The 17,134-nt window shown below is 50.2% G+C and carries 17 protein-coding genes; 9 read left to right on the top strand and 8 right to left on the bottom strand.

The window, feature by feature from the left end:
* The first annotated feature begins 71 nt into the window (after positions 1-71).
* From AC5SV9_RS05920 to AC5SV9_RS05895, 6 genes are all read left to right on the top strand, one after another.
* Positions 72-1,556, top strand: a complete 1,485-nt coding sequence (locus AC5SV9_RS05920; protein ID WP_475147169.1) for a SulP family inorganic anion transporter — start codon at positions 72-74, stop codon at positions 1,554-1,556.
* Between the two features lie 45 nt (positions 1,557-1,601).
* Positions 1,602-2,456, top strand: coding sequence for a universal stress protein (locus AC5SV9_RS05915; protein WP_475147167.1), 855 nt, complete (start codon positions 1,602-1,604; stop codon positions 2,454-2,456).
* A gap of 62 nt (positions 2,457-2,518) precedes the next feature.
* On the top strand, positions 2,519-3,973 hold the full coding sequence (nhaD, locus tag AC5SV9_RS05910; protein WP_475147164.1) for a sodium:proton antiporter NhaD: 1,455 nt from the start codon (positions 2,519-2,521) through the stop codon (positions 3,971-3,973).
* Positions 3,974-4,053: 80 nt separating this feature from the next.
* Positions 4,054-5,508 carry a sodium:proton antiporter NhaD gene (nhaD, locus tag AC5SV9_RS05905; RefSeq protein ID WP_475148324.1) on the top strand — a complete coding sequence of 485 codons (1,455 nt, stop codon included), beginning with the start codon at positions 4,054-4,056 and terminating at the stop codon, positions 5,506-5,508.
* 47 nt (positions 5,509-5,555) lie between these two features.
* Positions 5,556-5,906 (top strand): putative quinol monooxygenase, encoded by a 351-nt coding sequence (locus AC5SV9_RS05900; RefSeq protein ID WP_475147162.1) that lies wholly within the window; start codon positions 5,556-5,558, stop codon positions 5,904-5,906.
* Between the two features lie 99 nt (positions 5,907-6,005).
* Positions 6,006-6,701, top strand: a complete 696-nt coding sequence (locus AC5SV9_RS05895; RefSeq protein ID WP_475147160.1) for an aspartate/glutamate racemase family protein — start codon at positions 6,006-6,008, stop codon at positions 6,699-6,701.
* A gap of 54 nt (positions 6,702-6,755) precedes the next feature.
* Here the strand turns inward: AC5SV9_RS05895 and AC5SV9_RS05890 are convergent, their stop codons facing one another.
* Entirely contained in the window at positions 6,756-7,487 is a 732-nt protein-coding gene (locus AC5SV9_RS05890) for a PEP-CTERM sorting domain-containing protein (RefSeq protein ID WP_475147157.1), read from the bottom strand.
* A 307-nt stretch (positions 7,488-7,794) separates the two neighbouring features.
* Here AC5SV9_RS05890 and AC5SV9_RS05885 point away from each other — a divergent pair, with 307 nt between their 5' ends.
* Positions 7,795-8,496, top strand: a complete 702-nt coding sequence (locus tag AC5SV9_RS05885) for a ZIP family metal transporter (protein ID WP_475147155.1) — start codon at positions 7,795-7,797, stop codon at positions 8,494-8,496.
* A 42-nt stretch (positions 8,497-8,538) separates the two neighbouring features.
* Entirely contained in the window at positions 8,539-9,108 is a 570-nt protein-coding gene (pnuC, locus tag AC5SV9_RS05880; RefSeq protein ID WP_475147153.1) for a nicotinamide riboside transporter PnuC, read from the top strand.
* A gap of 5 nt (positions 9,109-9,113) precedes the next feature.
* On the opposite strand, the gene AC5SV9_RS05875 is transcribed toward pnuC, so the two are convergent.
* The 4 genes from AC5SV9_RS05875 to AC5SV9_RS05860 all read right to left on the bottom strand — a co-directional run bounded on the left by AC5SV9_RS05875 (position 9,114) and on the right by AC5SV9_RS05860 (position 11,457).
* Complete coding sequence (locus AC5SV9_RS05875) at positions 9,114-9,815, bottom strand: DUF3379 family protein (RefSeq protein WP_475147151.1); 702 nt, start codon at positions 9,813-9,815, stop codon at positions 9,114-9,116.
* Positions 9,808-10,458: a sigma-70 family RNA polymerase sigma factor gene (locus AC5SV9_RS05870; RefSeq protein ID WP_475147148.1), complete on the bottom strand. Its 651-nt coding sequence runs from the start codon at positions 10,456-10,458 to the stop codon at positions 9,808-9,810. Before AC5SV9_RS05870 ends, AC5SV9_RS05875 begins: the two co-directional genes overlap by 8 nt.
* A complete protein-coding gene (locus tag AC5SV9_RS05865; protein ID WP_475147146.1) occupies positions 10,451-11,074 on the bottom strand; it encodes an HvfX family Cu-binding RiPP maturation protein in 624 nt (207 codons plus the stop codon). The genes AC5SV9_RS05870 and AC5SV9_RS05865 overlap by 8 nt, the downstream gene beginning before the upstream one ends.
* A 107-nt stretch (positions 11,075-11,181) precedes the next feature.
* A complete protein-coding gene (locus tag AC5SV9_RS05860; RefSeq protein ID WP_475147144.1) occupies positions 11,182-11,457 on the bottom strand; it encodes a hypothetical protein in 276 nt (91 codons plus the stop codon).
* Positions 11,458-11,604: 147 nt separating this feature from the next.
* Between AC5SV9_RS05860 and AC5SV9_RS05855 the strand changes: the two genes are divergently transcribed.
* On the top strand, positions 11,605-13,998 hold the full coding sequence (locus tag AC5SV9_RS05855) for a Lon protease family protein (protein WP_475147141.1): 2,394 nt from the start codon (positions 11,605-11,607) through the stop codon (positions 13,996-13,998).
* A gap of 16 nt (positions 13,999-14,014) precedes the next feature.
* Here AC5SV9_RS05855 and AC5SV9_RS05850 read toward each other — a convergent pair whose 3' ends face one another.
* The 3 genes from AC5SV9_RS05850 to AC5SV9_RS05840 form a co-directional block, all read right to left on the bottom strand.
* Positions 14,015-14,593, bottom strand: coding sequence for a GNAT family N-acetyltransferase (locus AC5SV9_RS05850; protein WP_475147138.1), 579 nt, complete (start codon positions 14,591-14,593; stop codon positions 14,015-14,017).
* Positions 14,594-14,668: 75 nt separating this feature from the next.
* On the bottom strand, positions 14,669-16,225 hold the full coding sequence (lnt, locus tag AC5SV9_RS05845; protein WP_475147136.1) for an apolipoprotein N-acyltransferase: 1,557 nt from the start codon (positions 16,223-16,225) through the stop codon (positions 14,669-14,671).
* A gap of 4 nt (positions 16,226-16,229) precedes the next feature.
* Complete coding sequence (locus tag AC5SV9_RS05840) at positions 16,230-17,102, bottom strand: CorC family transporter (RefSeq protein ID WP_134057251.1); 873 nt, start codon at positions 17,100-17,102, stop codon at positions 16,230-16,232.
* Positions 17,103-17,134: the final 32 nt, after the last annotated feature.

The following is a 17,134-nucleotide window of genomic DNA, read 5'->3' as shown; positions in this document are numbered from 1 at the left end:
TAAACGGTGGGCAGAGCGTTGGTTTTTTTGCTAGAATGCGCGGCCATTATCGTTACTGAATCTCACCTTTGATGCTGACTTATTTAAAACAACACTGGTTGTCGAACCTGCGTGGCGATGTGCTTTCTGCATTAGTTGTGGCGCTGGCGCTGATCCCGGAAGCCATTGCCTTTTCTATTATTGCCGGCGTTGACCCTAAAGTAGGGTTGTATGCCTCATTTTGTATTGCGGTTATCACGGCGTTTGCCGGTGGCCGGCCGGCCATGATTTCTGCCGCAACCGGGGCTATGGCGTTGGTGATGGTGACCCTGGTACGTGAGCACGGTCTGCAGTATCTGCTGGCTGCAACCTTATTAACCGGTGTACTGCAGATTATTTTTGGCGTGCTTAAACTGGGTGATTTAATGCGCTTTGTGTCGCGTTCGGTGGTTACCGGCTTTGTTAATGCACTGGCAATTCTGATTTTTATGGCGCAGTTGCCAGAGCTAAGCGGCCAGCATGGTTCGCTGCTGGTGTACGGCATGACGGCACTGGGGCTGGCCATTATTTATCTGTTTCCGTATGTCACGCGCACTGTGCCATCGCCGCTGATCTGTATCTTGGTGCTGACTGCTCTGGCACTGTATTTTGGTATGGATATCCGCACTGTGACCGATATGGGAGAGCTACCTGATAGCTTGCCGGTGTTTTTATGGCCGGACGTACCACTAACGTTGAATACCCTGACAATTATTTTCCCGTATGCTTTAGCGCTGGCCGTGGTGGGCATTCTGGAATCTTTGATGACAGCCACTATAGTGGATGATTTAACCGATACCAGCAGTGATAAAAACCGTGAGTGTGTCGGCCAGGGTATTGCCAATATAGGGTCTGGTTTAATTGGCGGTATGGCCGGTTGTGCGATGATTGGTCAGTCGGTAATTAACGTAAAATCGGGTGGCCGCACCCGGTTGTCGACATTACTGGCCGGCATTTTCCTGCTGATTTTAATTGTGTTTCTGGACAGCTGGGTTGGCCTGATCCCGATGGCGGCATTGGTTGCCATTATGATTATGGTGTCCATCGGTACCTTTAACTGGGGCTCTGTCCGTGACTTACGTACCAACCCGGCCAGTTCCAGCGTGGTAATGGTTGCCACTGTGCTGGTGACAGTATTTACGCACAACCTGGCCTACGGTGTATTGGTTGGGGTGCTGTTTAGTGCGCTGTTTTTTGCCAGCAAAGTCGGCAAAGTGTTGTATGTAGGCTCAACGTTGTCAGACGATGGCCATCAGCGCAGCTATCAGGTGGTCGGGCAGGTGTTTTTTACCTCTGCAGAGCAATTTGTCGCCGCCTTCGATTTTAAAGAAGCCGTTGAACGGGTACAGATTGACTTAAGCCGGGCCCATTTTTGGGATATCACCGCAATCAGCTCGCTGGACAAGGTGGTGTTAAAGTTTCGCCGTGAAGGCACGGCAGTGGAGCTGCTGGGCCTGAATGAAGCCAGCGCGACACTGGTAGATAAGTTCGCTGTGCACAATAAAAGTGACGTCGTCGACAAACTGATGGGCCACTGACCCAGAAGCTGCAACAGCAAACAATACCGACTAAGGAGCAGAATAATGACAACAAGAGTTTTAGCCTGTATTGACGCCTCCCCTTATGCTGAAGCGGTATGTGACTATGCAGTATGGGCGGCAAAAGCGTTGGACAGTGCGATGTCTGTAGTGCATGTGCTGGATAAAGCCCAACATACCCATACACCTGATCTAAGCGGCAGCATTGGGCTTGGCTCGCAAGAGCTGTTGTTACAGCAGCTGGCCGAGCTGGATGAAAAACACAGTAAGCTGGCATTGCAGCGTGGGCGCAGTATCTTAGATGCCGCTAAAGCGCGGGCAGAGCAGTCTGGTGTTAAAGCGGTAGATGAACGCTTACGCCATGGGCAGCTTATTGAAACTCTGGCAGAGCTGGAAGATGAAACCCGGTTATTGGTGTTAGGCAAGCGGGGTTTTAGCAGTGCAAAAGCGCATGGTCATATGGGGTTGCATGTAGAGCGGGTTATACGCAGTATTCAAAAGCCAGTGTTACTCACGCAGCAACGTTATAAAGTGCCGCAGCGCATTATGTTTGCTTATGATGGCAGTGCCACAGCGTTGAAGGGCTTGCAAATGCTGGCTGCCAGCCCGTTGGTGCAGGGGCTGCCGGTACACCTGGTGATGGTAGGTGCCGATGTTGAAGCCGCCAGAGTGCAAATGGAGGCCGCTGCAGAAATTTTACGAAGCGCCGCTTTTGAGACAAAAACCGCTATTGTGGCTGGTGAGCCGGAAACCGCATTAAACCAATACCAGCAGGAACATGTGATTGACCTGATGGTTATGGGGGCTTATGGCCACTCCCGTATCCGGCAGTTTATCGTCGGCAGCACGACGACTGCGATGATCTGTAAGGCGAAGTGCTCATTACTGATTTTACGTTAACTACGAAACCCGGCTATCAGCCGGGTTTTTTGTTCCTGTAACTTAACCTGGATGTTGTGATTATGTGGAAAAAGCAAGGATCCCTGTACAGTCTGGTATTGCTACTTTGCCTGTTGGTCATGCCGGTACATGCCGCGGTGGGGGAGGTCGATTTGGCACATAGCCTGACCGGATATATCGCCATCGTGATTTTTGTCGTGGCTTATGCACTGGTTATGGCTGAAGAGAAAATTCATCTGCGTAAATCCAAACCCGTGTTGGTGGCCGCCGGTGTGATCTGGGTTTTGATAGGCTGGCAGTACGTGCAGGCGGGTTTTCCGGCTGCGTCTGAAGCTGCATTCCGGCACACTTTGCTTGAGTTTTCTGAGCTGATGTTATTTTTGCTGGTGGCGATGACTTACATCAATGCGTTGGAAGAGCGGCGGCTGTTTGATGCGCTGCGCAGCTGGATGATCCGCAAAGGCTTTAGCTACCGCCAGCTGTTTTGGCTAACCGGTGCATTATCTTTTGTCATTTCTCCGGTTGCTGACAACCTGACTACGGCATTACTGATGTGCGCTGTGGTCATGAAAGTTGCTGAAGGCGACAAAAAGTTTATCAATCTGTGCTGTATCAATATTGTGGTTGCCGCTAACGCAGGCGGTGCTTTCAGCCCCTTTGGTGACATTACTACGCTGATGGTATGGCAGGCCGGATTACTGCACTTCGCTGAGTTTTTTGCGCTGTTCGTCCCATCGCTGGTCAATTTTCTGGTACCGGCGATTTTGATGAGCCTGTTTGTCGAAAATCGTAAGCCATCGGCAGTGCTGGAGGATGTTGAGCTTAAACGCGGCGCGCTGCGTATTCTGGCGTTATTTCTGTTGACTATCGCTACGGCGGTAGCCTGCCATGCGGTGCTGCATTTGCCTCCGGTGCTGGGCATGATGACTGGGTTGGGTTACCTGCAGTTTTTTGGTTATTTCTTAAGGGTTTCTCTGCCGGGCTCTCTGGCGCGTAAAAAAGCGCTGGCCGAGCGGGTGGGCGATGAAGAACGGATACGGGCACTGGGGCAGGTGGTGCCTTTTGATGTGTTCAGCCGCGTCGCCCGTGCTGAATGGGATACGTTGTTGTTTTTTTACGGTGTAGTCATGTGTGTTGGCGGCCTTGGTTTTATTGGCTATCTGGCGATGTTGTCTGATGTTTTGTACACACAATGGGATGCGTCCTGGGCTAACGTGATGCTGGGGTTGGTGTCGGCTGTGGTTGACAATATTCCGGTGATGTTTGCGGTGCTGACAATGCAGCCGGAAATGTTACATGGCCAGTGGCTACTTATCACGTTAACGGCGGGTGTCGGGGGCAGTTTATTGTCTATCGGCTCCGCAGCGGGTGTGGCGCTGATGGGGCAGGCCCGTGGCTACTATACATTTGCCGGCCATCTGAAGTGGGCGCCAGCCATTTTTCTCGGCTATGTTGCCAGTATTCTGGTGCACTTATGGCTTAACAGCGCAAGTTTTTCAGTTTTTACTGTCGGCTGAGTAAATATTCTAATCAAAGTGTTTTATAATGTGCCGTCCGGTGTCCGCCGGGCGGGTTTCTTTCAGAACTGAGGACAAAAATTGTGAAGCAGTCTGTGCTGTACCTGTTGTTGTGCGCGTTATTCTCTCCTGTTGCTTTTGCCGAAACTGGCAGCCTTAACCTTACGTTAGCCCCTGTGGGTATTATTTCTCTGGTGTTGTTTGGCCTGGCTTACCTGCTGGTCATGGCCGAGGAGAAACTTCATTTACGTAAATCCAAACCGGTGCTGGTCGCAGCTGGTATTATCTGGGCGCTTATTGCCTGGAAATATATGCAGCAGGGCATTCCTGGCGTAACGTCGGACGCTTTCAGGCACACTTTGCTTGAGTTCGCAGAATTAATGCTATTTTTGCTGGTCGCGATGACTTACATCAGCGCACTGGAAGAGCGGCGGTTGTTTGATGCATTACGGGCCTGGATGATACGCCGTGGTTTCAGCTATCGGACACTGTTTTGGATCAGTGGTGTTCTGGCATTTGTTATTTCGTCTTTTGCCAACAACATGACCACCGCTATGCTGATGTGCGCGGTGGTGATGAAAGTTGCCGAAGGCGACAAACGTTTTATTAATCTTACCTGCGTTAATATCGTTGTTGCAGCCAATGCCGGCGGCGCCTTTATTCCGTTTGGCGATATTACCACGCTGATGGTATGGCAGGCGGGTATTGTTACTTTTAATGAATTCTTTACGCTGTTTGTTCCGGCTGTAGTGAACTACCTGGTACCGGCCATTATCATGAGCTTTTTTGTTGAACGGCGTTACCCGGCTGCGCTGCAGGAAGATGTTGAACTCAAACGCGGTGCGCTGCGCATTCTAACGCTGTTTTTGGCCACTATTGCGCTGGCGGTGTTATATCACTCCTGGCTGGATTTACCGCCTGTGCTTGGCATGATGACAGGGCTGGGCCTGCTACAGTTTTTTGGCTTCTTTCTGCGTAAAACGCTGCCCGGCTCACTGGCACGGAAAAAAGCGATGGCAGAGCGTGAAGGCGACATAGAGCGTATTCGCGCGCTGGGCCAAATAGTGCCATTTGATGTCTTTAACCGTATTGCCCGCGCCGAATGGGACACCTTACTGTTTTTCTACGGCGTGGTAATGTGTGTCGGTGGCCTCGGTTATATCGGTTATCTGGAAATGTTGTCAGTCGGTTTGTATGGCAGCGGTAATCCGACATTTGCGAACGTTATTTTAGGTTTAATGTCATCTGTGGTGGATAACATTCCGGTGATGTTTGCTGTATTGACGATGGAGCCGGCAATGTCACACGGTCAGTGGCTGCTGATTACACTAACTGCCGGTGTTGGTGGCAGCTTATTGTCTATTGGTTCTGCTGCGGGCGTTGCATTAATGGGGCAGGCACGCGGCTACTACACCTTCGCCGGTCATTTAAAGTGGGCGCCGGTGATACTGTTGGGCTACGGTGCCAGTGTTGTTACCCATTTATACCTGAATGCGCATTTATTTGATGTGTTCAGCAGCGCTGCCGCTCATTAATAAAGAATAAGGTGCTATCAACCGATAGCACCGTGTCGGGGGAACAGATGTCTAAAAAAGTGTATTGTATTGCTCAGTTTCTGCCCAAACCGGGCAAGGCCGATGAATTGTTTCAAGTGCTGCAGAGCCTGGAACCAAACAGTAACCGTGAAGACGGCTGTTTGCAGTACATTGTGACACGTCAGATAGAAAGCCCTTTTGCTGAAGGCAAAAGCTTTCCTATTGCCTTTAACGAAATCTGGGCCGACTTGTCAAGCTTTGAAGCGCACTGCCAGCGCGCTGAGATAAAGCACTTCTTTGAAACCTACTGCTTAGCCGAAGACGGCCTGGCAGCGGACTGGAACGTATGCATTTACAGCGACGAGCCAGCCAATTTCGATGCGCCTGCATTAAGCTGAAGCCTGATTCTGCTAGAAACAAAAAGCCCTGCATTGCAGGGTTTTTTTTGCAAAGTACTATGCTAGCTTAGTACTTTTAAGTGCACCGACGAGCAAATTATGAAAACGATAGGGTTGATTGGTGGTATGAGCTGGGAGTCGACCATTCCTTACTACCGGGCAATAAACGAAGGCGTGAAACAGCAGTTGGGTGGTTTACATTCCGCCCGGTGTATTTTGTATAGCGTTGATTTTCACGATATCGAGCGTTTACAACATGCCGGCGATTGGAACGCCGCCGGTGCCATGCTCGCTGATGCGGCTCGCTCGCTAGAGTTGGCCGGGGCCGATTTTATTGTGTTGTGTACTAATACTATGCATAAAGTTGCCGGCAGCATTGAAGCAGCGGTAAGCATTCCTCTGCTGCATATTGCCGACGCAACGGCTATGGCGGTTAAACAGGCCGGTTTTAGCCGGGTAGGCTTGCTTGGTACTAAATTTACCATGGAACAACCGTTTTACCGTGAATATCTGAATGACCAATATGGCATAGAAGTACTGCTGCCAAATGACGCCGAACGCGATAGTCTGCATCAGATTATTTATCAGGAGTTATGTCAGGGGATTATTAACCCGGAGTCGAAACAGACAGTGCGGCGTATGATGGCAGGGCTAGCCTGGCAAGGTGTGGATGCGATAATTCTGGGGTGTACAGAGATTGGTTTGCTGGTAGGCAAAGCGGATGCGGCAGTACCGTTATTTGACACCACACTGCTACATGCCGAAGCAGCAGTAGATAGGGCATTAAAAGGCTAAGCGGCAGGCATAAAAAAGCCGCCCTGACCGGCGGCTTACAACCAGGCTAGCGGTTTACTTTTGTTTACGGCGTAATCTTAACGCCACCAGAGCGCTGCCCAGAATAAAAATACTGGCAGGTGCCGGTACCGGATTAGATGGATTCTCAGTTTGCTCACCCACAAAAGCAATCAGGTTTTTCGTCAATTGTTGTGAATTAGGCAGATCAAAGTCGTTCATCATAAAATTCACATCCAGGATTGTTGTCAAGGCACCAGCCATAGCATTAGCCAGGCTGCCAGCAGTAAAGGCGACACCTGAACCGACAGAGCCGTCAGCCCTCGACGTGATCCACTGACCGGTTCCTTTATTATTAAAACAGCCCGACGCAGCGTAATTAACCTCAGACACATCATTCGGGCCGGTAAAAGGTGCATGTACCATCTGAGTACCATCAGAGCAATCGTTATAGCCAAGATCGCCGCCACCCAGAGAGGAGATTAGCGACAGTACTGAGTTATTCCGTTCCATAAAATTGCTGTTTTCGCCCATCAAAAACAAGCCACCACCATTTACCAGATAGTTGCTGTAGGCTGTCTGGTCGATACTGTCCAAGGCTGCGGCATTGAAAAAGCGTACGTCCCATACCTGAGCGTAAGAAGATAAATCACCCAGCAGATCGTCAACGATAGTTACTGTGTTGCCAACGGCTTCGTGTAAGGTTTTAAGGTTATCTGTCAGCGCTGAGGTAGTACCTGGTTCAGTAGTTTGGTTTGCACCATTAATAATTAAAATCGGACCGGCCATTGCTGCACTAGAGACCATTAAACCAGTAGCGCATAGTATTGTTTTAAGTAACTTCAATTTTTTCTCTCCATGAATAAATGTTAATGTCTGTACAATTGCGCAACGTCAGCAAAAAGCGTGCCTGTATTATTTTTGTTTAAATTCATTTAGTTATAATCAATGGTGTTGATGTGTGTAAACTTTTTTGACGGTATTGAGTGTGCGTGATGTGCAACCCGATAAAGCAAGCATTGCGAGACTTGGTAAAAATGGTTAGGTTGTTAACCACGGTTTCGCATAGCGTTGAGGGCAGGGCCTGGATACTTTATTGATAATTATACTCTGCACCTTTGCTGCCGGCCTGGCGATGCCAGCTGGTGCGTTATTGGCTGCCGTTGAGCATATCCGGCCACATTGGCTGGAAAAAGAGTTTCGCCACAGTGTTTTGGCCTTTGGTGCCGGTGCGCTGTTATCTGCAGTTGCTTTGGTACTGGTGCCTGAAGGCATAAAGCATCAGGCGGTTATACCCGCAGCGCTGTGGTTTGTTGCCGGTGGTTTTGGCTTTATGCTGCTGGATATTATATTGAAAAAAGCCAATACGCCGGCCAGTCAGCTCGCGGCAATGCTGGCAGATTTTATCCCGGAATCGGTTGCGCTTGGTGCCGCGTTTAGTGCAGATCCTAATACAGCCATCTTATTAGCCGGTATTATTGCATTACAAAATCTACCCGAAGGTTTTAATGCTTACCGGGAGCTCAACCCCTCTGATGGCTCTAAATGGCGGCTGATCATCAGTTTCAGCGCTATGGCGCTACTTGGCCCGGCTGCCGGCCTTGTCGGTTATGTTTGGTTACAGCAGCAGCCGGTCATAGTGAGTGCGATGATGCTATTTGCCGCCGGCGGTATCCTGTATTCGGTGTTTCAGGATATGGCACCGCAGGTAAAGCTGGCGCGTCACTGGGGCCCACCAATGGGCACAGTGCTGGGGTTTATGCTCGGTATGACAGGCTTTATGCTGGCACATCAATAGGTTGGTTGCTTAGGTTTACAACGTTATTTACAGGATAATGGCATGGAAACAGCATATCTGGAGTATGCGGCGAACGGGTTTTATCTGCTGGCTGTATTTCTGGCAGCGCGCAATAGCATTCATACCTGGTGGCTGGGTATTATTGGTTGCCTATTGTTTTCCGCACTGTTTTATCAGGTCAAACTTTATGCTGAGGTGCTGCTGATGCTGTTCTTCGTCGCCACCAACTGCATAGGCTGGTATCAATGGGGCCGGCAAAGCGGCGTCAAACAGGTTACGAATACGCCACTGTGGCGTCTGGTGGGCTACAGCGCTCTGGCAGCACTGGTAACGTTGCTGTACGGCTACATATTACACAGCATGACGGATGCCTATGCCCCCTTTATTGATTCCGCTATTTTGATGTTCAGCGTGATTGCGCAGTTTTTATTGATGAACCGCAAACTCGAAACCTGGTGGTTCTGGCTTGTTGTGAACACGGTAGCGGTACCGCTGTATTTTTCGCGTGAGTTACAGCTGACCGCTATCGTCTATATTGGCTTCTGGTTTAACGCCTGGTACGGCTTATACCTGTGGCGTAGGTTACGCAATGCCAGCCTTACACAGGACTAAGCCGGTTAGGCTGAAAAAATGAGTTTATCCTGCAGTTTCTGCGGCAGCTGCTGCAAATCAGTGGCGTTACTGCTGACGATGACCACGTTTGCTTTAGGCATAGCCAGAGTGATGCCCTGATAACGTTCATCGGCAAACTGTGCTTTAAAGGCCAACTCAACTTCTTTGGGTACCACAAAGATCGTGGCATAGCCGCTGTCGGTTTTTACTGCCAGATGCAAAGAGCGCACCCCCTGAAAGGTACAGTAACGGGCATAAATAATGTCGTCCTGCCAGTCTTGCAGGCTGGCATCAAAGTCTGCAAGTTTCAGATTTACTGCACTGACCGGCTGCACTTGTGCATGCTTTAGCAGGTAGTTTTCTTCATGGTAAACATGGGCCAGAGCATGACCGCCTAAATCTGTTGCAAAGCTGTTGTAGTAAAGTTGTAAGCCTAATACTGAAACTACAGCAATACTGGCCGCCATCGCCAGCGGTGTAAACCAGTTACGGCGTGGCTTTTGCTGTTGCTGTGGTATCTGCAACAAGCGCTCTGCCAGCATCGGCGGTACCGGGATATGTAGTGCATCTTCTAACTGGCGCTGCTGTTGCTGTAATTCACAGGCAAAACTGCGCAGGTCGTTGTCGTTGGCAATTGCGGCCAGTACTTTTGGCTCAGTGCTAAAAGGATCTGCCATTAAAATACGGCGTAATTCAGTGTTATCCATGGCTGGATCCCCCTTGTTGCATCAGGCTGTCGCGCAGTAATTTACGCGCCCGGAATAGCCGGGTGTTAACGGTGTTTACATTCAATTGCAGCACAGCGGCTATCTCGTCGCTGCTAAAGCCACCAAGAACCTGCAATACCAAAGGCTCGCGGTATTCTTCAGCTAATGCCGCCATATGGCGGCGCAATGTGTCATTATCACAGTCCTGTTCGGCACTGGTCTGGCTGGTATCGGGCAGGCTTTCCTGCTCGGTTGCATCATCATAATCAAACTGACGCCGCTCGAAGCGCCTGGCGTTTTCCCGCCGTACTATCGTGATTAACCAGGCTTTGGCAGCACCGGCATCAAGCAAGCTATCAAGGCTTTTCCAGGCCCGCAGAAAGGTTTCTTGTACCAGATCCTGGGCTATATCCGGGTCTTTGCACAGCCAATAGCCATAGCGGTATACATCAGCATGATACAGCTGCACCAGCTGCTCATAACGCTTGGTTTTGCTGCCACTGTTGTCAAAGGCTACCACTGCAGCGTTATTGCTTGTCAGTGTTGTTGCAGAGTTTTCAGCCATCGGCCTGTTATCTTTGGTTGATTCTGCTGCCAGCCTAGCGTTATTTCGTTGTGCTGGCAAAAAATGTAGCTCACCCATGTTGTAGCTCCGGTACAGTTCGCTGACCCGGTACTTTGCGCATCAGGTAATAATCGACACTGGTATAGCGGCCGCCACCGCTAAAAAACAGACTGACGAGCATTAAAAAGTAGGTAGCAGCGAACTCAATACCATTGTTCAGGATAACAATGCTGCCATTGCTGGTCAGCCAGTCGTAATTACCGTGCTCCTGCAATATGTTGCGGGCTGCACTGAGCTGCTGCGCCGAGTTAACAACCTGCTCGTTTGCCAGCCAGCTGCTGCTATCGGCAATCGCCAGCCAGCCATTTGGCCAGTGTACGGCGAAGATCGCCACCAGCATGGTTACCATCAGTGGAATGCTGACCAGACGGGTGAATAACCCAAACAACAGTAAGATAGCTCCCAGCATTTCAGCGGCAATGGCAAGGGTTGCCATCAGGGCCGGTACCGGTAAGCCCAGGCCCCATTCTGTGTTACCAAACCAGGCGATAGTGTCATCGATATGCTGATATTTGTTCCAGCCGGCCTGCAATAAAACCGGCGCCAGATAAAGCCGCAGTAAAAAAGGTGCAAAGCCGGATAAATGCTGGCTTTTTGCCACGGCACGCTGGTACAGCGATATAACAGTCTGCATAGATACCTGAGTGATAAAATCAATAACTTTGCTATAAGAACGGCGGCAGTGCAGAAATATTTCAGCGCAGTATGAATTTACTGCGCCGGGGGCGGGGCTAAAGTGGCTTAGTGCACGCGATACAGGCGGCAGAAAAAATCGATTACAGCATCTGCATCCAGGTTAGTAAAGCGCACTTTGCGTTTGGCTATGATGGCTTCACCCAGCGTTTTTAACGTGTGTTCCAGTGGCAGGCCGCTAGGACGTTCCAGCTCATGGTCTGCAAACAAAAAGTTAAGGGCGGCACTGGCGTAGGATTTACCCGGTGATAAAGAAACCAGTTCCAGCTCCTGCAAACGAACACCCAGGTTGCGGATCCTCTCTAAGCGGTAAGTTTCTTTCATAATTGGCCCCGTGTTATCTATGCCTTGGTAAACACTGTATCGACAACAGGGGGTATTTCTTTAGTAAAACGATGAAATTGACCAGTACAGCTAAGCTGCTTTTTGCTAGTATACCCGCCATAACAGTTGGTTACGCTAAGGTATTACATGACCCAACATCCACATCCCCTGGCACTGACGGTGCATCAGCTTGGCCCGCAACTGGACAATAAACTGATTAAGCAGGCGTTGTCGCCACAGCAGCTTATCCCCGCCTTTATTGGCCAGGACAGAGCCAAATCGGCACTGGCGTTTGCCGTTGGCATGGATATGCCCGGCTATAACCTGTACGTGATGGGGGAACCGGCGCTGGGGCGCTTTACGCTGGTACAGGATATTCTGCAGCAGGCCGCCAGCGAGAAAGCCACACCGGATGAATGGTGCTACCTGAACAATTTTGAAGATGAACGCGTGCCCAATACGCTGCGTCTGCTGCCCGGCGAAGGCAAGATATTGGTTAAACGCATTGAAGCCCTGATCGATGAGTTATTGGATACCTTTCCGGCAGCCTTTGATAACCCGGGCTACCAGCGTAAGAAAAAAGCCATAGCCCGTGCTTTTGATGATAAGTACGAACAGGCGATTGAACTGGTTGAGAAAAAGGCGCTTGAAAAAAATGTTGTGCTGTATGAAGAAAACGGTGCTGTCAGTTTTTCGCCGATTATTGATGGTAAGCCACTGGATGACCAGGAATTTTCTAAACTAACAGAAGAGCAGCGGCAGTATTTTTATGCACTGGTCGGCGAGCTCGAGACCATCTTAAACGAGCAGTTGCTTGAGTTACCGCAGTGGAAACGCGAAGTGTCGGAAGGGATGCGCGCACTGCGTAAAGACACGATAGAACAGGCAATTAAACCGCTGCTGAAACAACTGGAACATGATTATACTTCTGAGCTCGGCGTGCTGCGCTACATTCGTGAAATGCGCAGCCATCTGGTAAAAGCGGTACTGGAGCTGTTACCGGACGAATCAGATACCGACAAGCAGGAAGAAAGCGACAACCGCGAGATTTTTATCGAAGAGTTTGTACCCAACGTGTTGGTACATTTTGAAAGTATGTCGGGGGCGCCAATAGTATTTGAGCCAAACCCCAGCTATGGCAATTTGTTTGGCAGGGTAGAGTACAATTCCAGCAGCGGTGCTCTTTATACCAATTACCGGATGATCCGCCCCGGGGCCTTGCATCGTGCTAATGGCGGTTATCTCATTCTGGATGCCGATCGCCTGTTAACGCAGCCTGCGCTGTGGGATGCACTGAAGCTGGCGCTGAAATCCGGTGAGTTGCTGATTGATACGCTGTCTGAACATGCTGTAACCAATTCCACCATCATTACGCCTAAGGCAATACCACTGAATGTCAAAGTAGTGCTGCTGGGCTCTCGGGACCTGTATTACCTGATCCAGGATGTTGATGATGAGTTTAATGAGCTGTTCAGGGTATTAGCCGATTTTGAACACTATCTGCCTTACAACACCCAAACCATCAGCTACATGGCAATGCAAATTCGGGCTCAGATGCAACAGCTGAATATTGAAGAACTGACGGCCGACGGTCTGAAGCAACTGTTGATGTTCAGTTTTCGCCAGGCCGAGCATCAACGCAAGTTGTCAGCACGTTTTGCTGATGTACTCGAACTGGTGCGGGAAGCCTGTTTTTATGCCGGACAGAAGCTGAGTAATAGCCTGAATGCAGAACATATTCAACAGGCACTAAAAGGTAAGCAGCACAGAACTGGCCGCATCAGTGAAGGGTTTCTGGAGGATATCCAGGAAGGTCAGATCCTGATAGACACAGACGGTCTTGCTGTAGGTAAGGTAAATGGCCTGACGGTGCTGGAAATTGGTGATACTGCTTTTGGCACGCCGGCGCGTGTTAGTGCTACAGTTTTTGCCGGCTCCAGTGGCGTTATTGATATTGAGCGTGAAGTGGAACTGGGTAAAGCAATTCACTCTAAAGGGGTGTTACTGCTGACCGGTTACCTTGGCGCCAAATACGCCCGCGAATTTCCACTAACCCTGTCAGCCAATATCGCCATGGAGCAAAGTTACGGTCATATTGATGGTGACAGTGCTTCGCTGGCAGAGGTATGTGCACTGATTTCTGCCATCACGGATATCCCAATCAAGCAAAGCCTGGCGGTGACCGGCTCGATCAATCAGCACGGCCAGGTACAGGCTATCGGTGGTGTTAACGAAAAGGTCGAAGGTTATTTCCGCTTGTGCCAGAGCCGTGGCTTAACAGGCGATCAGGGCGTGATCATTCCCGCCAGCAACCAGCTTAACCTGGTGCTGAATGACGACGTAACACAGGCCGTAAAACAGCATAAGTTTCATATCTATATCGTCAAAACTGTTGATGAGGCGTTGACGCTGCTGACTGGCGTAGAAGCCGGCGAAAAGAGCAGCCGTGGCCTGTACCCGAAAAAGTCAGTCAATGGCCGCGCACTGCAACGGCTGTCTGACATTGCCGATATCGTGAACGGTGCCTCTGATGATAATTAACTGACAACTTGTATGGCTACAGCTGAGCAAAAGCGTGCTGATAAGTCACCTGGCCGCTTTTGCCTTTAAGGCTGTTTGCTTCAAGTTCCAGTAGCATAAAAGCGTTGTCTGGTACCTGCCATGGGCAACTGATCTTGAACCTGCTGGCCGCGGTAAAACCAAAACGTGGGTAATATGCAGGGTGCCCCAGCACAACGACTGCTGCTGCACCTTGTTCTTTACATAACTTCAGGCCAGCCCGCACCAGCGCTGAGCCAATCCCCTGATGTTGCAAAACATTGCTAACAGCCATTGGCGCCAGCGCCATCAGCCTGGTGTCAGGATAATTATCCAGTGTCGCCGGTGAAAACAGTATGTGGCCAACAATATTACCGTGCTGCTCTGCAACCAGTGAAATGCACCCCGCGCATTGCTCACGCAGTGTGTTGATCAGACGGGCTTCGCTATCACCATTAAATGCCTGGCAGGTGAGACTTTCTATGGCGCTGCGATCATCAGACCGCTCTGGCCGGACAGTGGTATCATAGCCCAGCGCATGCCAGGTCGAGTTGCGGCGGCGCTGTAAAGTGCGGCTGATGTTGTGCAGTAAGGTCATGGTCAATGCCAACAAAGCGAAGCATAAATTCAGTCTACCGGACTCTGTGCTGTTCTCAAGCAGATTGTTAACAAATTACCGCTGAACTTTGAACATTGTCCGCCAACGAATGAGAAATGCACCACCGATAATTAGGAAACACAGTAGCCACAGCGGTTTATCTCCCCATTGAGAGTAAAGCGTCGCACCTTCAGTTAAACGCACGGTGTCAGTAAGCACAGCTTCAGTAAACTGGGGGGCGACTTTACTGATTTCGCCTGCCGCATTGACGGTCGCTGTTACGCCATTGTTAGTGGCACGCAGCAGCGGCCGGCCAAATTCCAGTGCGCGCATTTGCGCTATTTGCATGTGTTGTAGCGGGCCAATACTGTCGCCAAACCAGGCGTCATTGCTGACGGTCAGTAATAGTTGGGTATCTGCTGTCATATTAGCTGCAATCTGTTCGGGGAAGGCAATTTCAAAGCAAATAGCCGGCAGAATATGATAGCCATTGGCCACCAGATTTGGCTGCACATAACTGCCGCGGGTGAATGAACTCATCGGCAGATCAAAGATAGGTGCCAGTTTACGCAGCCAGTCTTCCATTGGCACAAACTCACCGACTGGCAGCAAGTGGTGTTTACTGTAGCGGTTACCATGACCGTAAAAATAGTCACCGTCGGTTGAATCAGGGTAGCGTTTGCCCAGCACAATCAGGTTATTCCAGGCTTGCTGGGTTTTAAAGTTGTAATCGAGAATGCCGCTGATAACCGCAGTGTTGGCATATAAAGCCGCGCGGTTCAGATTATCCAGATAACTTTCAGCTAAAGGTTCCAGCTGTGGTATAGCCGCTTCAGGCCAGATCACCAGATCAGTTTGAAAATGCGGCCGGGTTAAATCCATGTATTTGAGCATCGTTGGCCATTCCTGCTCGGGCGCCCAGCGCAGCTCCTGCTTGATATTGCCCTGAACCAGCAATACGGACAGGGTTTTATCGGTATCTTGCCAGCCTTTGAATGCCGTCAGCTGTGGGCTTGCAGCGAAAATAATACCAGAAACAATAACATAGCTGTAGCGGGCAAGTGGCTTTTGCTTGAACGTCAGCTGTGCCAGTGCTGCGGCTGAAAAAGCCAGCACAAAACTGATACCGGTTTCACCAATCAGAGGGGCTAAATCTTTAAGGCCGGCAGAGGTCTGGCTATAGCCGAGTGACAGCCACGGAAAGCCGGTTAGCATTACGCTGCGCAACCACTCTGCCAGCGTCCAGCTGGCAGCAAACAATAGCGGCATTATGCGCTGCAGGCGCAGTTGGTAGCTCAGCGCGCTGGCAAGTAGTGGAAACAACGCAAGGTAGCTAACCAGTAAAGCCATCAGGCCGAGGCTGCCAGCCAGCGGCAGGCCACCAAACTGGTCGATGCTGACATGCACCCAGCTGATACCCACGCCAAACCACCCTAAGCCATAACTGAAACCGTACAGGCAAGCTTGCTTGGCTGACGTCGCTCGCTGCACGAAAAACACCAGCAAAGCTTGTGTCAGCAATGGCAGCCACCACAGGGTATAGGGAGCAAATGCCAGCGTAGTTAAACCACCTGCCAGGATCAGCAGCGCATAGGGCAACAGGGCTTTTAGCTTAGCGGCTACTACGGGCAAGATGTCAGCTTTCCTCAGGTTCAACCGGTTCTTTAGCGCGGATAACCTGCAACTGTACCAGACGTCGGCTGTTGGCTTTGCTGACTTTAAATGTCAGGCCTTGCAGTTCAATACTCTCGCCACGTGCCGGCATGTGGCCAAAAGCGTGCAGCACTATACCGCCTATGGTATCGGCATCTTCTTCGTCAAAGGTAGTGTTGAAAGTTTCGTTAAACTCATCCAGTGGTGTCAGCGCACTGACCTGGAAAACGCGGGATGCCATTTTCTTGATATCGTTTTCTTCTTCATCGTCGTGCTCATCTTCAATTTCGCCGACAATTTGTTCAAGAATATCTTCAATGGTAACCAGACCAGAAACGCCGCCATATTCATCGACGACAATAGCCATGTGGTAGCGTTTCTGCCGGAATTCTTTTAGCAGCGCATCAACGCGCTTGCTTTCCGGGATGATGACGGCCGGGCGCAGCAGGTCGCGCAGATGCCAGTCGGTAACATTAGGGTCAAGTGCGAATTGCAGTAAGTCTTTTACCAGCAAAATGCCTTCGATATGATCTTTATCTTCGTTGACTACCGGATAACGGCTGTGGTTGTTTTCCATCAGGATCGGCAGCATATCGGCTACCGTATCGTCGATATCAATGGTAGCCATTTGCGAGCGCGGCACCATGATATCGCGGGCCCGCATATTGGAAACCTCCAGTACGCCTTGCAGCATGCTTTTGGTATCGCTATCAATCAGGCTGCGTGCTTGCGCTTCACTGATGATATCCTGTAAATCTGAAATATCCTGTGGTTCTGCGTTAAAAATACTGGCGATCCGATCTAACCAGGATTTACCGGCAGAACCGCGACTAGAGTGGGGATTGTCGTCACTCATGGGTGAACTATTACTCCAAAAAATAAAAAAAC

The sequence above is a fragment of the Rheinheimera sp. ATLC3 genome (assembly GCF_059429535.1).
This window is presented reverse-complemented; position numbering and strand designations above follow the sequence as displayed.